14 protein-coding genes are annotated in these 21,150 nt (G+C 72.6%); 11 read left to right on the forward strand and 3 right to left on the reverse strand.

The window, feature by feature from the left end; genetic code table 11:
- The first annotated feature begins 338 nt into the window (after positions 1-338).
- From ACZ61E_RS04090 to ACZ61E_RS04115, 6 genes are all read left to right on the forward strand, one after another.
- On the forward strand, positions 339-2,357 hold the full coding sequence (locus ACZ61E_RS04090) for a serine/threonine-protein kinase (RefSeq protein ID WP_469697351.1): 2,019 nt from the start codon (positions 339-341) through the stop codon (positions 2,355-2,357).
- A 340-nt stretch (positions 2,358-2,697) separates the two neighbouring features.
- Positions 2,698-5,901, forward strand: a complete 3,204-nt coding sequence (locus ACZ61E_RS04095; protein WP_469697353.1) for a protein kinase — start codon at positions 2,698-2,700, stop codon at positions 5,899-5,901.
- Between the two features lie 193 nt (positions 5,902-6,094).
- Complete coding sequence (locus ACZ61E_RS04100) at positions 6,095-7,837, forward strand: serine/threonine-protein kinase (protein ID WP_469697355.1); 1,743 nt, start codon at positions 6,095-6,097, stop codon at positions 7,835-7,837.
- Positions 7,838-7,921: 84 nt separating this feature from the next.
- A complete protein-coding gene (locus ACZ61E_RS04105) occupies positions 7,922-9,652 on the forward strand; it encodes a serine/threonine-protein kinase (protein WP_469697357.1) in 1,731 nt (576 codons plus the stop codon).
- Between the two features lie 158 nt (positions 9,653-9,810).
- Positions 9,811-11,415 carry a succinic semialdehyde dehydrogenase gene (locus ACZ61E_RS04110; protein ID WP_469697359.1) on the forward strand — a complete coding sequence of 535 codons (1,605 nt, stop codon included), beginning with the start codon at positions 9,811-9,813 and terminating at the stop codon, positions 11,413-11,415.
- 18 nt (positions 11,416-11,433) lie between these two features.
- The gene (locus ACZ61E_RS04115) at positions 11,434-13,263 is read left to right on the forward strand and encodes a GMC oxidoreductase (protein ID WP_469697361.1); all 1,830 of its coding nucleotides are present in this window, start codon (positions 11,434-11,436) and stop codon (positions 13,261-13,263) included.
- A gap of 680 nt (positions 13,264-13,943) precedes the next feature.
- On the opposite strand, the gene ACZ61E_RS04120 is transcribed toward ACZ61E_RS04115, so the two are convergent.
- Positions 13,944-14,225 carry a chorismate mutase gene (locus tag ACZ61E_RS04120; RefSeq protein WP_469697363.1) on the reverse strand — a complete coding sequence of 94 codons (282 nt, stop codon included), beginning with the start codon at positions 14,223-14,225 and terminating at the stop codon, positions 13,944-13,946.
- Between the two features lie 307 nt (positions 14,226-14,532).
- On the opposite strand from ACZ61E_RS04120, the gene guaA reads away from it, so the two are divergent.
- The 5 genes from guaA to ACZ61E_RS04145 all read left to right on the forward strand — a co-directional run bounded on the left by guaA (position 14,533) and on the right by ACZ61E_RS04145 (position 19,629).
- Positions 14,533-16,113: a glutamine-hydrolyzing GMP synthase gene (gene guaA, locus ACZ61E_RS04125; RefSeq protein WP_469697365.1), complete on the forward strand. Its 1,581-nt coding sequence runs from the start codon at positions 14,533-14,535 to the stop codon at positions 16,111-16,113.
- 115 nt (positions 16,114-16,228) lie between these two features.
- Complete coding sequence (locus ACZ61E_RS04130; RefSeq protein ID WP_469697573.1) at positions 16,229-16,819, forward strand: Uma2 family endonuclease; 591 nt, start codon at positions 16,229-16,231, stop codon at positions 16,817-16,819.
- Positions 16,820-16,871: 52 nt separating this feature from the next.
- Positions 16,872-17,633, forward strand: a complete 762-nt coding sequence (locus ACZ61E_RS04135; RefSeq protein ID WP_469697367.1) for an SAM-dependent methyltransferase — start codon at positions 16,872-16,874, stop codon at positions 17,631-17,633.
- A gap of 107 nt (positions 17,634-17,740) precedes the next feature.
- Complete coding sequence (locus tag ACZ61E_RS04140) at positions 17,741-18,991, forward strand: hypothetical protein (protein WP_469697368.1); 1,251 nt, start codon at positions 17,741-17,743, stop codon at positions 18,989-18,991.
- A gap of 119 nt (positions 18,992-19,110) precedes the next feature.
- Positions 19,111-19,629: a DoxX family membrane protein gene (locus ACZ61E_RS04145; protein WP_469697370.1), complete on the forward strand. Its 519-nt coding sequence runs from the start codon at positions 19,111-19,113 to the stop codon at positions 19,627-19,629.
- On the opposite strand, the gene ACZ61E_RS04150 is transcribed toward ACZ61E_RS04145, so the two are convergent.
- Both ACZ61E_RS04150 and ACZ61E_RS04155 read right to left on the reverse strand, forming a co-directional pair.
- Positions 19,536-19,799 carry a hypothetical protein gene (locus ACZ61E_RS04150; protein ID WP_469697371.1) on the reverse strand — a complete coding sequence of 88 codons (264 nt, stop codon included), beginning with the start codon at positions 19,797-19,799 and terminating at the stop codon, positions 19,536-19,538. The two genes, ACZ61E_RS04145 and ACZ61E_RS04150, sit on opposite strands and share 94 nt — an antisense overlap.
- Positions 19,786-21,093, reverse strand: coding sequence for a PspC domain-containing protein (locus ACZ61E_RS04155; RefSeq protein ID WP_469697372.1), 1,308 nt, complete (start codon positions 21,091-21,093; stop codon positions 19,786-19,788). Before ACZ61E_RS04155 ends, ACZ61E_RS04150 begins: the two co-directional genes overlap by 14 nt.
- Positions 21,094-21,150: the final 57 nt, after the last annotated feature.

The raw sequence follows: 21,150 nt of genomic DNA on the forward strand, positions 1-21,150 counted from the left end.
GCGCTCAGTCGGGGGTGGTCGGGTGGGTAGTTTCGCTCGCTTGTCTCTCCCTCCCCCCCCCCCCCCCCCCCCCCCCCCCCCCCCCCCCCCCCCCCCCCCCCCCCCCCGCCCCTGTTCGAACCCCGAACAGGGGCATGACCAGCGGTGCGATCCCCCGGGCCGCGCCCAACGGCCCCTCCGCGCGCCCCGCGTGGGCCTTCGTCCCGGCGGATGGCCGACCCGGGACCATCGCATACGCCGGAGTGAGGGACAATGGAGGCTCTGTCAGGGCGCGTTATCGCGCCGAGCGCGGGCAGGCGTCAGGCGCGGGCGGACACCAGGGATCGCAGAGGGGACGCATGGCGGAGGCGGAGCAGTCACGGGACACGGTGCGAGAGCCCCGGAGCGGCAGCGACGGCACCGACGGTGCGGACACCACGGACGACACCGGGAGCGGGGCCGACGCGAGCGGTGAGGGACGCCTCCTCGCGGGACGGTACCGGCTCGGCGAGGTGCTCGGCCGCGGCGGCATGGGCACGGTCTGGCGCGCCGTCGACGAGACACTCGGCCGTACGGTCGCCGTCAAGGAGCTGCGCTTCCCCACCAGCATCGACGAGGACGAGAAGCGCCGGCTGATCACGCGCACACTGCGCGAGGCCAAGGCGATCGCCCGTATCCGCAACAACGGGGCCGTCACCGTCTACGACGTCGTCGACGAGGACGACCGGCCCTGGATCGTCATGGAACTCGTCGAGGGCAAGTCCCTCGCCGAGGTCGTCCGCGAGGACGGGGTCCTGACCCCGAAGCGCGCCGCCGAGGTCGCGCTCGCGATCCTCGACGTGCTGCGCTCGGCGCACCGCGAGGGCATCCTGCACCGTGACGTGAAGCCGTCCAACGTGCTCATCGCCGAGGACGGGCGCGTCGTCCTCACCGACTTCGGCATCGCACAGGTGGAGGGCGACCCCTCGGTCACCTCGACCGGCATGCTCGTCGGCGCCCCCTCGTACATCTCGCCGGAGCGCGCCCGGGGCAAGAAGCCCGGACCCGCCGCCGACCTGTGGTCGCTGGGCGGGCTGATCTACGCGTCGGTCGAGGGCTGCCCGCCCTACGACAAGGGGTCGGCCATCGCGACCCTCACCGCCGTCATGACCGAACCGCTCGACCCGCCGAAGAACGCGGGCGCGCTGGAAGAGGTCATCTACGGCCTGCTGGCCAAGGACCCGGCGCTGCGGCTCGACGACGCGGGCGCGCGGGCGCTGCTCCAGGACGTCATCGACACCCCCGATCCCTCCGCACTGCCGGAGCCCGCGCCCGACGCGACCCGGGTGGTGGCGCTGTCGCCGCTTCCCCCGGAGCCCGAGCCGGACCGGCCCCGGTCGAAGGGGCGGACCAGGAAGGGCGCCGCGGCAGCCGCCGCCGGTGCCGCGGGCGCGTCCGCCGCCGGGCCGGAGCCGGGCAGGGGGCCGGGCGCGGGAGCCGGGACGGGCACTTCGTCCGCCGCGACAACGCGATCCGCCTCGGGCGCCGCGCCGGCACCGTCCACGGGCCCGGCCGGGACCACGGCCACGCGGGCTTCGCTCACCGACGTCGTCCCGCGCCGCACGATGGTGATCATCGCCGCGGTGGTCGTGCTGGCGATCCTCTCCGTCGTGCTGGTGGTCGCCCTCAACGGTGACTCGGACGGCGGGGCCAAGGGTGGCGCGGGCAAGGACGACACAGCCGCCTCGGCCGGTGCCACCGCGGGTGACGACGCCAAGGGCGGCACCGGTGACACGCAGGGCACGGACGAGCAGCAGGATTCGGCCAAGGACAACGGTGGCGACAAGCCGTCGGACAGCGGGTCGGCCGAGGGCGATTCCGGTAAGGACAACTCGGGTCAGGGCTCCGGCGACCCGGACTCCGGCTCGGACGGCAAGGGTGTGCCCGAGGACTTCAAGACGGTCACCGACAGTCAGTTCCACTTCTCGATGGCGATGCCCGAGGACTTCAGGCGGACCGGTACGGCCGGGCAGAGTTCGGGCGCCATCTACAGCGAGGACGGTGAATTCCCCCGTATCCAGGTGGACTTCAACGCCAAGCCGAGCGACGACGCCAAGCGCGCCTGGGAGCAGCTCGAAACCCAGATCAAGGGCAGCCTCGGCAACTACAAGCGGCTCGGCATCGAGTCCGTCGAGTTCAACGGCTATCCCACCGTCGCCGACTGGGGATTCGAGCGCGACCAGGGCGGCGAGCGGGTGCGGGTGCTGAACCGCGGCTTCAAGGCCGACGCCACCCATGGCTACGCGATCATGATCACCTGCAAGGCGAGCGACTGGGACGACGACGAGTGCCGGACGCTCCGCGAGACGGCGTACAGCACTTTCAAGCCGATCGACTGACGGCGGATCGCGGCGTGAAAGCGCCGCGATGGCGAGAACTCATGGGCGGTGCAACCCGTTCCGGTGATTGATGCGACTCTCTGTGAGAGAGCCGCGCCATGGGCCGGGACGGTACGTGGCCGGTACCGGCCCGGGACGCCGGGGCGTACGGGCCCGGGTTGCCGGGAAGGTTAGGACCTGTGTTGCGGTGACCCGGCGGCATACTTGGGTGCGGCCACGTATCGTGAGAACTCGCGGACCGTACGCAGTCACAATGGGCCGGTAAACGACCGGAATTGGCGGTTTCGCGAGGTCTCCGACGACCCGGAGACCCAGGGACAGCGCGCTTGTGGGAGGCGTCGTGGACGACTACGCGGGACGGGTGCTTGCCGACCGCTACCGCCTGCCCCTGCCTCCGTCCGACGAGTTCGATCTCGTCGAGACGCGTGCGTTCGACACGTACAGCGGGCAGGAAGTCCTCGTCAGGCAGGTGCCGTTGCCCGAGGTCGTGGACGCCGAGATGGTCGACCCGGACGGCGCCGCCGCCACGCGGCGGGTCTCCGGCCGTACGACCCGCAGGCCCACCGACCCGGCGGTCCGGCGCGCCATCGACGCCGCGCAGAGCGCCGCCCAGATCCCCGACCACCCACGGCTCGACCAGGTCTTCGACGTGTTCGCCGAGGGCGGTTCGCTCTGGATAGTGAGCGAACTGGTCGCGGCCAGACCGCTGGCGGCCCTGCTCGCGGAGAGGCCGCTCAACCCCTACCGCGCGGCCGAGATCGCCTCGGACGTGCTCACCGCCGTACGGGTGCTGCACGCCCACGGCTGGACCCACCGGAACATCACCGTCCGCACGGTGCTCGTCTGCGACGACGGACGCGTGGTGCTCACCGGCCTCGCGGCGGGCGCCGCCGAGGAAGCGCTCTGCGGGTACATGCCGGTACCGCCCTCCTCGGGGGAGGGCGGTTTCGAAGCCGGGTTCCGGCCCGCTGGCGAGATCCCGGGCCCCGTACCGGGCGCCGCGCACGCGCCCGGTCCCGAACTGGGCCCGGTCGCGGGCGGCGCCGGGACGGCGGGCCTGCCGGGCGCCGGCCCGGGTGCCGTGGGCATCCCCGCCGGGCGTACGGGGACCTCCGAGGTGCTGCCGCCGGGCACCGGCGCGCTGGGCGTGCCGGTGGGCCCCGGGTCGCCGGGCCGCGCCGCGCTGGAGACGGCCCGCCCGGCCGACGGGTCGTACGGTGACGGGCCCTACGGTGACCGCTCGTACGGTGAAGTCCCCTACGGCACCGACGCGTTCGGGCGGCCCGTCGCCGACCACGGGCCGGGCGCCGGCGGCGCGGACACGGACGACCCGGACGCGGGCACCGAGGACGGCCGGGACGGCCGGGAGGGGCACGGCGGCGGTACGGGACCGGCCCCCGTCGTCCCGTACGCCGGACCGCCCGCCCTGCCCTCCCACCCCTCCCGCGGCGGCCCGGCGGACACCCGCGCCGCCCGCGCCGGAGCCATCGCCGCCTACCGTGCCGGAGCGCGCGCCGCCGCCCGGGTCACCGAGGACCAGCAGCGCGACACCGGCACCCTGCCCGTCCAGCGCCCCGTGCATCTGTCGGACCCCTCGGCCCCCGCGGGCCGCAGCGGTTCCCGGGGCGACTCGCCGGGCGGTCCCCCGGCAGACGCCGCCGGGCCCACGCAGGGCGAGGGCCGCGACCCCGACTGGTGGGCGATGCCTCCCCGCGAGAGCGACCCCGCGGGCCGCCCGGCGTACGACGACCGGGCCGACACCGACACCGACCGAGACCACGGTGACGACGACCCTCGGCCGCCCCGCCGCGTCCAGCTGTCAGGCACCTGGCACGACGGCCCCAGCGGCCCGGGGGACGGCTCCCGCCCGCTGTCCGCGGGCGGCGGCGACCCGTACCGCCGGACGCCGGGCGGCCACGACGCACCCGCGCTGCCCCCGGCCGGCGGCTCCTCCCCGTACCTCCGCCAGGAGAACGCCGCCGGCGGACCGCGCGGCGGCGGCTGGCACGGCTCGGGCACCGGCGACGCCATGCGCGCCGACGCCCAGCGCCAGTCCTCGAACCTGCCCGCCGTCCCCGGATCCGCCGTACCGGCCGGCCGCTGGGACGATGTCGTCGCGGGCGCCACGACCCCCGCGTACCGGGGCCCCGCGACCCCGCTCGCCGCCGAGCGCGCCCGCCAGGCACGCATAGCCGTCGTCGGCGCCGTCACCGAGCGCTGGGCGCCCGAGCAGGCCGGCCCGGTCCACGAGAACTGGCAGCTCGCCCCGCCCATCGGCCCGTCCACCGACCTGTGGGCACTGGGCGCGCTGCTCTACCGCGCCGTCCAGGGCCACGCCCCGTACCCGGAGGAGAGCGCGGCCGAGCTGGTCCAGCTCGTCTGCGCCGAGCCGCCGGCCTTCGCCGAGGAGTGCGGTCCGCTGCGCCCCGTCGTGGAGTCCCTGCTCCGTCAGGACCCCACGGAGCGGCCGGACTTCGAGGAGCTGCGCGGCTGGCTGCGTTCGCTGGTGCGCTCGGCGCCCGAGCCCGACGCCGGTCTCGACGTGGTCGCCGTGCCCTCGGTCGACGAGCGCCTGCCCATCGTGCGCCGCAGGGGCGAGCTGGTCCGCAAGCGGCGTGGCCGCCGCGGCGACGGCCGCCACCGCCACAAGAAGGGCAAGGAGCGCAGGGACAGGGGCGGCAGGTCCGCCGAACAGCGCGGTGTCGCGCGTGCCTCGCACGGGGAGACATACGTCGAGCCGCACCGCGAGCACACCGAACGCCCCTACGGCGAACGGGACCACCGCGACGACGACTTCGGCGACAGGGAGTACCGCGAGCCGCGCGAGAGGCCGGGCGGCGGCGGGTCACGCGGGCCGCGCTCGCTCGGCCGCATCCTGCTCGTCGTGATCCTCGCGCTGATGGTCGCCGCCATCGCCTTCGCCGTGCTGTTCCTGCCGAAGGCCGGCGAGGAGGGCTCGGGCAACGGCGCCGGCGCGAACCCGAGCGCGCCGGGTACGCCGGAACCGCGGGACCCCGACACCACCCCGGACAGCGGCGGCGACAAGCCGGCCGACCCCAACTCCCCGACGTCCGGGCCGTCGGCCGACCTCGCGGACGGCTATGTCCTGCGCAAGGACGCCGAGGGCTTCGAGATCGGCGTGGACAAGAGCTGGCAGCGCCGTCCGATCAACGACAGCGGGCAAATCCGCTTCGGGCGGGGCGACTACACACTCATCGTGGTCCCGGGCCGGGACACCGTGGCCGACAACGGCGACGACCCGCTGGCCTACCAGCGGGACAAGGAGCGGGAGTTGCAGCCCTTCCGCGACTCCTCCTGGGCCACCTCCTCGGGTCTGCGCCGCATCGACGTCGGTCAGCAGCCCATGGCCGAGGGGCAGTTCACCTGGCAGAACAGCAGCGGTCAGGAGGTCTACGTGCGGAACCTCGCCATGATCGTCAAGGACAGCTACCACATCATCCAGGTCATCGGACCGGAGGGCGAGCGGGACAAGGTCTCCGAGATCTACGAACAGGCCATCGGCTCCTACCGGATCACCGGCTGACGGGCCGAAAGCCCACGGACCGCGACCGGCTGACGGGCCGACAGGGCGCAGGGCGACCGGCCGGACACGCCCCGTTCCGGAACCCGCGCACGCCCCGCCGTCTGTGTCACGGTGAGGTTTCAGGCGCGAGCCCAGGTTCCGCGTGGGCGCGTCCGCTCCGTAACCTGTGATTCCGAGGAACGGGCGGGGGCACGTGGAAGAGTCTGTGGAAGCACGCGAGGGACTGGTGCTCGCCGGGCGCTACAAGCTGGCCGAGCCGATCGGCAGCGGCGGTATGGGCCAAGTGTGGCGCGCCGAGGACCAGTTGCTCAACAGAATTGTGGCGATCAAGGAGTTGACCGCCGCCCTGTACGTCACCGCCGCCGACCGCGCCGTGCTGCACGCCCGCACCCAGAAAGAGGCCAGGGCCGCGGCCCGGATCAGCCACCCCGCCGTTGTCACGGTCCATGACGTGCTCGACCACGGCGGCCGGCCCTGGATCGTCATGCAGTACGTGGACGGCCCCTCGCTCGCCGAAGCCGTCGCCACGGGCCCCGTCGTGGTGCGGGAAGCGGCCCGGATCGGCCTCCAGGTGCTCGACGCGCTGCGCGCCGCCCACGCGGCCGGGGTCCTGCACCGCGACGTGAAGCCCGGCAACGTGCTGCTCGCGCGGGACGGCCGGGTGCTGCTCACCGACTTCGGGATCGCGGCCATCGAGGGCGACTCGGCCATCACCCGCACCGGCGAGATCGTCGGCTCCATCGACTACCTCGCACCCGAGCGGGTGCGCGGCCACGAACCCGGACCGGCCTCCGACCTGTGGGCGCTGGGCGCGACGCTGCACACCGCGGTGGAGGGCACGTCCCCCTTCCGCCGTACCTCCGCGGTGGCCACCATGCAGGCCGTGGTCACCGAGGACCCGCCGGCTCCCGTACGCGCCGGGCCGCTCACCCCGGTGATCGCCGCGCTGCTCCACAAGGACCCCGAGGCCCGCCCGGACGCCGCCGGGACCGAGCGGATGCTGCGGGACGTGCTCGACGGGCGGGAGCCCGAGGCGTCGACGGCGCAGGTGGCGGAGGGGGAGCGGCGGCAGGCCGCGGGCCCCGTGCCCGCCCCGTCCCCCACACCGCATCCGGGGAGCGGGTACCCGGTGCACCAGCAGCCCCCGGCGCCGTACCCTTCGCCGTACGGGCACACGCCCCCGAACGCCTACCCGCAGGTCACCGGCGCGCAGCCGGCCAACCCGCGCGCCGGGAGCGGCCGTTGGAGAGCGGTGCTCGTCGCGGTCGTCGCCGCCGCTCTGATCGGCGGTGGCCTGGGCTACTACGCGCTCCAGCAGTCGGACGACAAGGACGGTCCCGGCACGAGCGCCGGCGCGAACCCGGACCCCGGCGGCTCGTCCGGGGACGGCGGCAAGGACACGAACCCGGACGGCGGTTCCGGCTCCGGCGGGGAGGCCGACCCGTCCGGGACCGAGTCCTCGTCCGTGCCGGACGGGTGGAAGCGCGTGGACGATCCCGCGGGCTTCAGCCTCATCGTCCCCGACGGCTGGGAGCGGCGGATGAACGGCGACCAGATCGACTACACGCCCGACGACGGCGTCCACTTCCTGCGCATCGCCGTGGACACCTCACCGGACTTCCAGGACCCCTACCACCATATGAAAGACATGGAGAAGAACGTCGACGGCCTGCCCGGATACCAGCGGATCTCACTGGGACCCAACACCTTCCGGGGCCAGACCAAGGCCGCGCTGTGGGAGTTCACCTGGACCGAGACGGACGAGAAGCAGGTGTACGTCGGCCCGCGCCGCGCGATCGACCAGATGTACTTCTCCGCCGACGGCTCGACCGAGTACGCGCTCTACATGTCCGGCCCCGCCCGGGACTGGTCCACCACCCGGTCACAGTTCGACACCATGCTCGGCGGCTGGCAGGCCGGCGGCGCGGGCGACTGACGCCGGAGGGGCCGATGTCACGGCTCTGCACCCGCTGCCGTCCCCCGGTGGCTATCGCGACGCGCTTTCCGTAAGGATGTGCCCATGACGAACGATGGGGGACGGGCGAACGAGCCCACCAGCTACGGACTCCGCCCGCCGAAGCCGCAGCCGCAGCCGCCGGGACAGCAGCCGCCGCGGTCGCACCAGCCGCCGCACCACGGTCAGCCGCCGCAGCCGCAGGTGCCGCCCCAGGTCCCCCACGGCTCCCCGTACCGGCCGACGCAGTCGAACCAGCACACCCCGGCCGAGCCCGACCCGTCGGTGGGCCGTCTGGTGGGCGGTCGCTATCGGCTCGTCTCACGGCTCGGGCACGGCGGCATGGGAACGGTCTGGCTGGCGCACGACGAGATCGTGGACCGCGACGTCGCGGTCAAGGAGCCGCGCGTCCCCGAGCATCTGGGCGCGCAGGAGCGCGACACCGTGTACCGGCGGATGCGCCGCGAGGCCAGCTCGGCGGCCAGGATCGACCATCCCTCGGTCGTCACCATGCACGACGTCGTCGTCGAGGACGACAGGCCGTGGATCGTCATGGAGCTGGTACGCGGCCAGTCGCTCGCCGACCGTCTTCAGGAGGGCACGCTCGATCCCCGCGAGGCCGCCAGGATCGGGCTCGACGTGCTCAACGCGCTCAACGCCGCCCATGAGGCGGGTGTGCTGCACCGCGACGTGAAGCCGGACAACGTCCTGCTCGGGCGCGCCGACCGCGTCGTACTCAGCGACTTCGGCATCGCCCAGGTCGAGGGGCAGCAGGGACTCACCGAGACCGGGGCGTTCGTCGGCTCACCGGAGTTCATCTCGCCCGAGCGGGTGCTCGGTCAGCGCCCCGGGCCCGAGTCGGACCTCTGGTCGCTGGGGGTCGTGCTGTACGCGGCGGTCGAGGGGATGTCCCCGTACCGCCGCTCGAACATACCCGCGACGCTCCAGGCCGTGCTCTCCGCCGAGCCGCAGATGCCGGCCCGCGGTTCCGGCGCGTTCGGCACGATCGTGATGCAGCTCCTGCGGAAGGACCCGGCCGCGCGTCCCACCGCCGCCGAGGTGAGGGCGGTGCTGGAGTCGGTGGCGCGTCCGCCGCAGCTTTCCCCCGAGGCGACGCGGCTCTACCGGAGCGCGGGTACCGGCGGCGGAACGAGCGGCAGCAGATGGGTCCCGCCGGTGCTGCACCGCAACCGGCCGGCGCAGTACGGGCTCGGCGCCGGCGTCCTCGCCGCGGCCCTCGTGGTGGGGCTGGTCGTCTTCGACCCGTTCGGGGGCGACGAGCTGCCGGAGGGCTGGGAGGTCCGCTCCGAGGTGGAGATCCTCGACGCCAAGATCGCCGTACCGGAGGAGTACCGGCGCTCCCAGGAGAGCGTGACCGAGGAAAGCCGTGTCACCTTCCGGGACCCGAGCGGTGTCTTCACCGTCTCCATGGACCAGGTGCAGAAGAAGCCGGACAACGAGGTCCTGCCCGCCGAGAAGTCGGCCTGGCAGAAGTACTACGAAGACGGCGGCGAGAGCGGTACGGAGATCAAGGAGGCGGAGTACAAGAGCGGGGATTCGTCGTTCGCGGGCTCGGACAAGGCGTTCGACAACGTCGTCGACTTCGTGCCGTACGGGGACTCCTCCGAGGACCCGATCCGCTACCGCTACCACGAGCTGATCGTCCCGGGAACCGACGACGTGCACTGGCGGCTGCGGGTGGCGATGCCGGCCGAGGGGGACGCGGTGACGGACGGCGAGGAACTCTTCTCGACCGTGGTCGAGCATCTGGAGATCGAGAGCAATTACCTGCCCTGAGCACCTGATCAGGGCTTATGTGCCAGTGATCACTGGCGCGTTCGGGGCGGGTCGGCGGGCGGGGCTCGGCGACCCGCCGGACGCCTCGGAGGGCGACGCGCGAAAAGGTGTTACCGGCGGGTACCCAAAGTCACGGCAGGCGGCATACTCTCGCCCTCATGACGGACTCACAGGCCCCCACGACCAATCCGGTGGCTCCGGTGCCCGCAGGTGTGCGCACCGCCGCCGACGTGGTCACTCCCGAAGTGCTCGCCCAGCTCGTCAGAGGCGTCGTGGGTTCCGGGCTCACCGCTAACCACAGCCCGTCCACCGGCGAGAAGCTGGCCGATCTGCCCGAGTCCACCCCCGAGGACGTCGCCGAGGCGTTCGCCCGTGCCCGCGCCGCGCAGCCCGTCTGGGCGGCGACCTCCGTACGGCGGCGGGCCGCCGTCCTGCTCCGCTTCCACGACCTGCTGCTGGAGCGCCAGGCCGAGGTGCTCGACCTCGTCCAGCTGGAGACCGGCAAGGCGAGGCTGCACGCGCACGAGGAGGTCCAGGCCGTCGCCGTCGCGGCGCGCCACTACGGGCGCAAGGCCGCCTCGTATCTGAGGCCCCGGCGCCACACCGGCGCCATGCCCCTGCTGACCAAGGTCACCGAGCTGCGGCAGCCGCGCGGTGTCGTCGGACAGATCGCCCCCTGGAACTACCCCCTGGAGCTCTCCGTCGGCGACGCCCTGCCCGCCTTCGTCGCGGGCAACGCCGTGGTCATGAAGCCCGACACCGAGACCGCGCTCACCGCGCTGTGGGCGCGTGATCTGCTGATCGAGGCCGGACTGCCTGCCGGGGTCTTCCAGGTGGTGCTCGGCGAGGGGCCCGTCATCGGGCCCGAGGTCGTCGAGCGCGGCGACTACATCTCGTTCACCGGCTCCACCCGCACCGGCCGCGAGGTCGCCCAGCGCGCGGCGGGCCGGCTGGTCGGCGCCTCCCTCGAACTCGGCGGCAAGAACGCCATGCTGGTCCTGCACGACGCCGACATCGAGAAGGCGGCGGCCGGCGCGGTGCGCGCCTGCTTCTCCACCGCGGGTCAACTCTGCATCTCCATCGAGCGGTTGTACGTCCACGAGTCGGTCGCCGACGCGTTCGTGGAGCGATTCGTCGCCCGTACGAAGGCGATGCGGCTCGGCAGCGCGCTCGCGTACGGCGCGGACATGGGCTCGCTCGTCAGCGAACGCCAGCTCAGGACCGTCACCAGCCATGTCGAGGAGGCCGTCGCCAAGGGCGCCAGGATCCTCGCCGGCGGCGTGGCGCGGCCGGACATCGGACCGTACTTCTACGAGCCCACCATCCTGGAGGGCGTCGAGGCGCCGATGTCGGTCTGCACGGAGGAGACCTTCGGGCCGCTCGTCTCCGTCTACCGCTTCGGCGACGAGGACGAGGCCGTCGAGCTCGCCAACTCCACCCCGTACGGACTCAATTCGAGCGTGTGGACACGCGACGGCGGGCGCGGGCACGCGATCGCCGCCCGGCTGCGCACCGGCACCGTCAACATCAACGAGGGATTCGCCCCCGCGTACGGCAGTGTCCGGGCGCCGATGGGCGGCATGAAGGAGTCCGGCCTCGGCCGCAGACACGGCTCCGAGGGCATTCTCAAATTCACCGAGGTACAGACCGTCGCGCAGCAGCGCGTACTGCCGATGGCCCCGTCGATGGGCATGGACGACGAGAAGTACGCGGCGTTCATGACCAGGAGCCTGCGCGCGCTCAAGACCTTCCGGCTGCGCTGATCCGACGAAGGAGAGCCGATGTCACGGGACACCCATGCCGACCACGACCCCGACGACGGGTACGACTACGACGTCATCGTCGTCGGGTCCGGCTTCGGCGGCGCGGTCTCCGCGCTGCGGCTGACCGAGAAGGGGTACCGCGTCGGTGTCCTGGAGGCCGGCCGCCGCTTCACACCGGGCACCCTCCCCAAGAACTCCTGGGACATCAAGAACTATCTCTGGGCCCCGGCCCTCGGTCTCTTCGGCATCCAGCGGGTCCATCTGCTCGGCAATGTGATGGTCCTCGCGGGCGCCGGTGTCGGCGGCGGCTCGCTCAACTACGCGAACACGCTGTACGTACCGCCGAAGCCGTTCTTCGAGGACCGGCAGTGGGCCGGCATCACCGACTGGCAGGCCGAACTCGCCCCGTACTACGACCAGGCGCGACGGATGCTCGGCGTCAGGCTCAACCCGACGATGACGCCCTCGGACGTCCATCTCAAGGCGACCGCGCAGGCGATGGGCGTCGGTGACACCTTCCGTCTGGCACCGGTCGGCGTCTTCTTCGGTGACGGCCAGGACGCCGACGGTACGGCGGTGGCCGAGCCCGGCGCGTCCGTCGGCGACCCGTACTTCGGCGGCGCCGGTCCGTCCCGCCGAGCCTGCTCCCAGTGCGGCGAGTGCATGACCGGCTGCCGGCACGGCGCCAAGAACACCCTCAACGAGAACTACCTCCACCTCGCCGAACAGGCCGGGGCGTCGATCCGCCCCATGACGACCGTCGTCGGCGTCTCCGAGGACCCGGACGGCGGCCACCGCGTCGCGACCGTCCCCACCCACCGGCGCAAGTCGGCGCCACGGGTGCTGAGGGCCCGTCACGTCGTGCTCGCGGCGGGGACCTACGGGACCCAGACGCTGCTGCACACGATGAAGGACCAGGGGCGGCTGCCCCGGCTCTCCGACCGGCTCGGTGAGCTGACCCGGACCAACTCCGAGGCCCTGGTGGGCGCCCAGACCACCGACCGGCGCTACCGGAAGAAGCACGGGGCCGCGCTCGGCCGGGGGAGCGGGGCGGACTTCACCCGTGGTGTCGCCATCACCTCCTCCTTCCACCCCGACGCCAACACCCATGTGGAACCGGTCCGTTACGGCAAGGGATCGAACGCGATGGGCTCGCTCTCGATCCTCCAGGTCCCCTACAGCGAGAACGGGCGCCGCATCGCCGGCTGGCTGGGCGGCATGGTCAGACACCCCGTCATGGCCGCCCGTTCACTCTCCAACCGGCACTGGTCGGAGCGGACCATCATCGGACTGGTCATGCAGTCGGTGGACAACTCGCTGACGACGTACCGCAAGCGGGGCGGCGTCGGCAAGGGACTGCTGACGGCACGTCAGGGGCACGGTGCGCCCAACCCCAAGCAGATAGCCGAGGGCACGCGGACGGCGACCCTGCTCGCCGAGGAGATCAACGGCTTCGCCGGCTCGAACGTCGGTGAGCTGATGGGCACCCCGCTCACCGCCCACTTCCTCGGCGGCTGCCCCATCGGAGCCGACGCCGAGCGCGGTGTCATCGACCCGTACCACCGGCTCTACGGCCACCCGGGCATCTCGGTCGTCGACGGCTCGGCGGTCTCGGCCAACCTCGGCGTCAACCCCTCGCTCACGATCACCGCGCAGGCCGAGCGCGCGATGTCCCTCTGGCCCAACAAGGGGGAGGAGGACCCGCGTCCGGAGCAGTCGGCCGGGGCGGCGTACGTACGGACGGCGGCGGTGGCGCCGAAGTCGCCGGCGGTCCCGGCCTCGGCCTTCGGGGCGCTGAAGCTGCCGTTCCTCGGGATGCCTGCGGTCCCGCCGAAGAAGAAGCCGTAGCGGCGGGTGCCCCGACGGAGCGGAGGCGCTGCACCCCCCTCCGAGTGCAGCGCCTCCGCTCCCGCGGTCCCGCTCCACCGATGCGCAGAGGAGTCCGCTGTGTCTCATGGTGGACGTGTGGCCTGAACAGATGGTTGCCCATTCCCTCACGGAATCTTTATGTGGCGCGCGTCACATGGGCCGGTCGCGGTGTGCGGCCGAGCGCGGCAAGGGCCCCGCGGGCCCGGTCCGAACCGAGTCGGACGGGCGCCTGCGGGGCCCATGTCGCCGGCACCGTGGCGTCAGGGCGGCGCGCGGTGCCGGAACGCGGCGCCGGGGGGGGTGGGCGCCGCGAGTACGGGACGGTGGACGAGTGGACGGACGGAGCGGGGAAGCGGTCGGGCGAACGGCTGGACACGGGAGGGAGCCGTATCCGTATGCGGCCGGCGCCGGGCGTCCCCGGTGCCGACCGCTCTTGGGGTGACCGGGCATGCTGTCCCCTGCCGACCGGCCACTCGCGCTGGAGTGAGGTCCCACGACGTACCTGCGGTACGCCACACGCCCCAGCGAAGCCACGCGTGGTTTGTTCGGGCCCGCCCCTGGCTGACACGGACATCGGGACCAACGAAGGCCCGGTGGGTCCGGTCACGCGCCGTACGGGTGAGGATGCGCCCGAACCCATGTCCGTAGGCCGGGTCCGGTCAGATCCGGCCGCGCGAGAGTTCCAGCAGCGTCATCGCGAGCGAGGTGCCCGGCGTGCCGAGCGCGTCCCGGAAGCGGCCCAGGATCTCGTTCTCACGGGAGAGATTCACCCGGCGTCCGCCGGAGGTGATACGGGCGTCCTGGATCACCGCCGAGACGGCCATCCGCTCCTGCACGAGACCAATGATCCGGTCGTCGAGCGCGTCGATCCGCTCCCGCGCGCCGTCGATCAGGGTGGCGGCCTCGTCGGTGCGGGCGCCGGTGCGGTCGGTGACGGTCATGAAGGGCTCCTCTTTACGAAGGGGGAGGCCCCGGGCGGCGGACTTCCGGCCCGGACGACACAGAACGCCCCGGGCCTTGCCGGCCCGGGGCGCCTGGGAAGTCGCTTGTCAGCTCAAGCGGCACGACCATGGCAGCCGGACGGGCCGGTGCCATAGGTAAAGAAGGTCGAGTACTCGCGCATGGCGGCCAGTATGCCCGAGAGGGCGGGCGGCCCCGCACGGGGTTCGGATGCCGAGACGGAAAGCTGTCTCCGGGCGCCGCTAGAATCGGTGTACAGAACCCCTTCACCGCCGGAAGGCCGCGCCCGTGCCAGCAGTACCCCCCGCCGCCCCCGACGCCGTACTCGTCGTCGACTTCGGCGCGCAGTACGCCCAGCTCATCGCCCGCCGCGTCCGTGAGGCCCGGGTCTACAGCGAGATCGTCCCCTCGACGATGCCGGTGGCCGAGATGCTGGCCAAGAACCCCAAGGCGATCATCCTCTCCGGCGGCCCGTCCTCCGTGTACGCGCCGGGCGCCCCGACCGTGGACCGCGCGCTCTTCGAGGCCGGGGTCCCGGTCTTCGGCATGTGCTACGGCTTCCAGTTGATGGCGACGACCCTCGGCGGAACGGTCGACAACACGGGCTCGCGGGAGTACGGCCGCACCGTGCTGCACGTCTCCAAGACGGGCTCCACCCTCTTCGAGGGCACCCCGGCCGAGCAGCAGGTCTGGATGTCGCACGGCGACGCCTGCTCGGCCGCCCCCGAGGGCTTCACCGTCACCGCCTCCACCGATGTGGTGCCGGTCGCCGCCTTCGAGAACGACGAGAAGAAGCTCTACGGCGTCCAGCACCACCCCGAGGTCCTGCACTCCACCCACGGCCAGCAGGTCCTCGAACACTTCCTCTACCGGGGCGCGGGCATCGAGCCCACGTGGACCACCGGCAACGTCATCGAGGAGCAGGTCGCCGCCATCCGCGAGCAGGTCGGCGGCAGCCGGGCGATCTGCGGTCTCTCCGGCGGCGTGGACTCAGCCGTCGCCGCCGCCCTCGTACAGAAGGCGATCGGCTCACAGCTGACCTGCGTCTACGTCGACCACGGTCTGATGCGCAAGGGCGAGACCGAGCAGGTCGAGAAGGACTTCGTCGCCGCGACCGGCGTCCAGCTCAAGGTCGTCGACGCGCAGGAGCGCTTCCTGGCCGCGCTGGCCGGGGTCTCCGACCCGGAGCAGAAGCGGAAGATCATCGGCCGTGAGTTCATCCGGGTCTTCGAGCAGGCCCAGGCGGAGATCATCGCCGAGGCCGAGCCCGGCGAGCCGGTGGAGTTCCTCGTCCAGGGCACGCTCTACCCGGACGTGGTCGAGTCCGGCGGCGGCAGCGGCACCGCCAACATCAAGTCGCACCACAACGTGGGCGGGCTCCCCGAGGACCTGGAGTTCTCCCTCGTCGAGCCGCTGCGCCAGCTGTTCAAGGACGAGGTCCGGATGGTGGGCCAGGAGCTGGGCCTGCCGGACGAGATCGTCCAGCGCCAGCCCTTCCCGGGGCCGGGCCTCGGCATCCGCATCGTCGGCGACATCACCCGCGAGCGGCTCGACCTGCTGCGCGAGGCGGACGCCATCGCCCGCGAGGAGCTGACGGCGGCGGGCCTCGACCGCGACATCTGGCAGTGCCCGGTGGTCCTCCTCGCGGACGTCCGCTCCGTGGGCGTCCAGGGCGACGGCCGCACCTACGGCCACCCGATCGTGCTGCGCCCGGTGTCGTCGGAGGACGCGATGACGGCGGACTGGACGCGGATGCCGTACGACGTACTGGCGAAGATCTCCACCCGCATCACGAACGAGGTCTCGGACGTGAACCGCGTGGTCCTGGACGTGACGAGCAAGCCGCCGGGCACGATCGAGTGGGAGTGACCATCTCCCCCGGGTCAACGCCGATGCCGTCGCTCATTCGTTTGGGTGGCGGCATTGGCATATGCCCTGGGTAGGCTCCGTACGGAGCAGAATCCCATCCATGGGAGGAACCACCATGGCCGCTGAGCCGCTGCGTACCACTTCGTGGCCGGTGCCGCCGCAGGACGGTTGCACCGTGGATGACCTGGATACGCTGCCCGGCCTCCCGCCGCATACAGAGTTGATCGACGGAAGCCTGGTTTTCGCGAGTCCGCAGCGAGATTTCCACAGCATCGTGATCGACATGCTGGTGGCCGGACTGCGTCGCACCGCTCCACCGGAACTGCGTGTCCGGCGCGAGATGACCGTCCGGCTCGATGAACACAACGGCCCCGAGCCGGACATCTGTGTCGTCCGGGCCGAGGCGGTGACCAGCCGACAGCGGACTCGCTTCGACGTGGCGGACGTCCGCCTCGCGGTCGAGGTGGTCTCGCCCGACTCCGAGTCTCGTGACCGCGACACCAAGCCGCACAAATACGCGCGGGCCGGCATCCAGAACTTCTGGCTGGTGGAGATGGCGGGGGCGAACGACCACCCGGTCGTCCAGGTGTACGAACTGGCCGAGGTCACGCGGTCGTACGCCTTGGTCGGCACTTTTCACGAGCGGCTGAAGCTCTCCGTCCCGTTCGACATCGACATCGACCTCGCGGACGTCGACAACCTGTAGGCCGTCGCAATTGGCTCGCACCGCGCCGGCCACGTGTGCGAACGTCTCCGCCATGTCCGACCACGACGCACTCCACGCCGTCCTCGCCGCCCCCAACAACCCCCTCCTGACCTGGAACGCCCCTCTCTCCGAAGAGCACGCCCGCTCGCTGATCGACGCCTGTGCCGTGCCCGAGGGCGGGCGGGTGGTCGATCTCGGGTGTGGCTGGGGTGAGTTGCTGCTGAGGCTGGTCCAAAGGGCTCCCGGCAGCACCGGGGACGGTGTGGAGAAGGACCCCGCCGCCGTGGCGCGGGGACGGCGGCTCGCCGGCGAGCGGGGGCTGGACGGTCGCGTGACGTTCCACGAGCGCTCCGCCGAGGGGTGGCCGGGGACCGGTTACGACCTCGCCGTCTGCATCGGGGCCGTCCACGCCTGGCCCGGCTCGACCCGGGAGGCGCTGCGCGCCCTGCGCGCGACCGTCAAGCCCGGCGGGCGGGTGCTCTTCGGCGACGGATTCTGGACGCGGAAGCCGACCCCCGCCGCCCTCACGGGACTCGGCGGCCAGGAGGACGAACTCGTCGGCTCGCTGGACGACCTGGTCCGGGCCGCCGCCGACGCGGGCTTCGCCCCGCTCCGTACGACCGTCGCCGACCAGCGTGAATGGGATGTCTTCGAGTCCAACGGCCGGGCCGGCTGGGGCGAGCGCTGGGCCATGGAGAACCCGCACCATCCGCTGCACGCGGAAGCCCGTGCCACCGCCGCCCGGCACCGGGAGGGCTATCTCGGCGGCTACCGGGGGTATCTCGGCTTCGCGTATCTCGTCCTCGGCGTCTGACACCCTCCCGGATACGGCACAATTCCCAGTCACAGCAAGGAAGTTCACCCGGCGAGAGCCATGGGTGCGGGGCGGGGAAGGCGGCGTTCGGCGTGACGGTGCAAGTGGTGGGACAAGGCACCCACGGCGGGGGTTGTACGTGCGGGAACTGTCCGGTCGGTGCCCCCGAGGGGCACCGGCTGGCGGTCGCGGCGTTCGTCGCCAAACGCGAGGAGTTCGCGGCCGGGCACGGCCTGCCCGCCGCGCTCGCGCACTCCCCGGGTGCGTCCAGGCAGTGGGTGTCCGACGAACTCACCCAGTCGGCGCGCGCCGTCGCCGACCGCAGCCGCGAGGCGGGCGAGGCGTGGCTGCTCGCCGTCTGGCGGCACACGCTGATCGTGGTGTGGGGCGGCCTCGCCGTGTTCGCCCTCGCGCTGGCCGGGACCGCGATCGGCGCGGGCTGGACCGTCGCCCGTACGGCGGGGCTCGTCGCCGGCCTCGCCGTGGCCGGACTGCTGACCGGCGCGGCCAGGCTGCACCGTACGCGCGGCGGCCTCCTCGCCCCGGTCATCGGCGAGGACAACCGGCTGTCGACCTCCCGCACCGTCGCCTCCGCGTGGGTGCTGCTGCTTGTCTTCGCCGTGCTGGTGCTCGCGCTCCAGCTCGCCGGCGCGTCCGACCACGGTGCCCGCGACGAACTGATCGCCGGGCTCGAACTCGGCCGTGGCGCGGGCATGCTGACCGTGCTGGCCGTGGTGTGCGCGATCGCCGTCACCGTCCGCCGCGTGGTGGGCGTACGCGTCGCGGACCGGCGCCTCCAGAAGGTACGGGCCGAGCGCCCCCGCCTCGCCGACCTGCTCTGCGACGACGCCGGACGCGGCAGCTTCGCCGACGTCCAGTACACGCTGGTGACGGCCGTCGCCGTGCTGTTCTCGGCCGTACGCCTGGCCCGCCGCCCCGAGCAACTGCCCGATCTGCCATGGGCGCTCGCCCTGCTGGTGACGGTCTCGGCCGCCACGTACTTCGCCGCGAAGTGGGCGGAGGGCGGCCGTCCGGTGGTGCTGTCGGTCGTACGGGCCAGGGAGGCCGGGGACCTGGACGCGCCGATCCGCACCGGTGACGACATCGAGATCAGGGGGACCGGCTTCGTGCCGCCCGGCGCGGGCACGCCGGACCGGCTCGGCGCGATGGTCGTACGGATCGGGCCCGTGCATGTCCATGTACCGCTCGTCCCCGTCCCCGGCGGCTTCCGGAACCCGTCGGACACGGTGCTCACCGTGCCCGTGCCGGTGGACGTCGAACCCGGCCGCCTCGATGTGCAGGTCGTCACCGCGGCGGGCGTCGAGACCAACCGGATGCCCATCGACGTCCTGGACTGATCCGCGCGCCGGAGGCGTCCACTGAGCACCGGCTCCGTCCCATCCGTATGCATGTACGAGGCACGCGGGCACAATCAAGCTCTGCGAGCGACGTGGGCGGCGGAAAGGGCGGGCGCGCGATGGCGCACGGATACCGGACAGACACCTTCGGGACGACCGACGGTGAGCGGCAGGGCTGGAAGGCCACGGCGACCAGGTACGCCCTGGTGCCGCTGCGGATCTTCCTCGGAGTGACCTTCATCTACGCGGGACTCGACAAACTCACCGACAGCGCCTTCATGTCGGCGACCGGGCCCGGCTCCGTCGGCGAGCTGATGAGAAGCGTGCGGGACAGCTCCGCCGTTCCCGCGCTCGTCGACCTCTCCCTCAAGAACCCCGAGGGTTTCGGCTACGCCATCGGCATCGGCGAAGTGGCCGTCGGCCTCGGCACCCTCGCCGGGCTGCTGGCCCGGCTCGCGGCGCTCGGCGGCGCGCTGATCTCACTGAGCCTGTGGCTGACAGTGAGCTGGCAGTCGGAGCCCTACTACTACGGCAACGACCTCGCCTACCTCATGGCCTGGCTGCCGCTCGTACTCGCGGGCGCGTCGGTCCTCTCCCTGGACGCGGCCCTGGCCGACAGACGGCGCCGGATGCGGTAGTCCGCCAGCGACACCACGGCTGCCAGGGACAGGCCGCCACAGATGATCGGCACCATCACGTACCAGGGGGCGTCCCACCAGCCCTCCGCGTCACCGGCGAAGACGGTGGCCGCGCCCATCACGACCAGGCCGGCCACCAGCTTGCCCGGCTTGAACTCATGCAGCGGCACGGGTCACCTCCACCTGTCCGACACCGACCTCCAGCCGGAGGTCCAGTGTGCCCGCCGGCTTCACGCCCTTGGGCGGGGCCACCGTACGCGTCCGCTCCTGTGCCGGTGAGAGGTCGATGTCGTTCGGCGGCTCACCGGGGAGCCGGATGTCGCCGAGCCCCGCCTCCGCGTGGACCCTCAGCGTCACGTCGCGCGGCACCACGACCTTCAGCTGTCCGGCGCCGACCTCCGCCTTCGTACGGAGGGTGCCGCCCGCCGGGACGTCCACGGCGGTCAGGTCGAGCTTCCCCACCCCGGTGCCCAGTTCGTACGCCGGCGCCACCGACGCGACCGCCGCCGGGCTCCAGGTCTTGCGGACCCACTCCGTGCCGATGTCCTTCGGGACGGCCGACGAGCCCGCCAGCAGACCCGCGGTCACGACGGTCAGGAAGATCGTGCCGAAGCCCGTACGTCCCAGGAAGGCGCTCACCGCGAGCCCGAGACCGAAGACACCCAGCGCGACGGCGAGGCCGGTCTGAAGGCTCGTACCGAGCGGACGGGTGTCCCACGACAGCCGCAGCGCGAGACCGCCCGCGAGCAGCGCCAGCAGGAAGATCCGCCCGCCGATCCCGCGCGGACCCTGCCGACCGCACGGGCCCCCGGACGACTTACGCCTGCCCGCGCCCCGGCGCCCGGAGCCGCGCCCCGCGTCGTCGGCCTCGTCGTCCGGGCCCCAGAGATACCCGGACGGTGACGGCCCCGTCGTACCGTCCTTGACGATCGGGTCGCGCCACCACGACGGACTGCCCGGCGTCGGCGGAGCCTTCGTCTCCGGGGGTGCCTCGGCCACCGCCGCCGCCGTACCCGGATCGAGCGGGCCGCCCTCCTGGGCGGTCGTGTACCGCCGCTGCGACCAGACCGCCGCGCCGATCACGGCGATCGACAGCAGCGTGGCGAAACCGAGCGTCTCGCCGTTGTTGAGCATCGACAGGAACAGGCCGCAGCCCACGAGCGCGAGCAGCACGGCGATCAGGGACGCGCCGTCGACGCGGCCCGACAGCAGCCGCCGCAGCTCGTTCTCGACCTCACCGTCGAGCGGGACGAGCAGCCAGGCGAAGCCGTAGAAGATCAGCCCGATGCCACCGGTCAGCGTGAGCACGACGATCACGATCCGGAAGATGACCGGGTCCAGGTCGCAGTACCGCCCCAGCCCGCCGCAGACGCCCGCCACGACCTTCTGCCGCGGCGCGCGCACCAGCTGAGGGGGCCGGGGCTGCGGCGGCTGGGTCGAGGTGTGCGGGGCGGACCGAGTCATGGCTCCATGGTGACCGCCCGCCCGCCCGGTCTCCACCCGCACCGACCCTGGCCCGCC

The sequence above is a fragment of the Streptomyces sp. NPDC104581 genome, assembly GCF_055583685.1.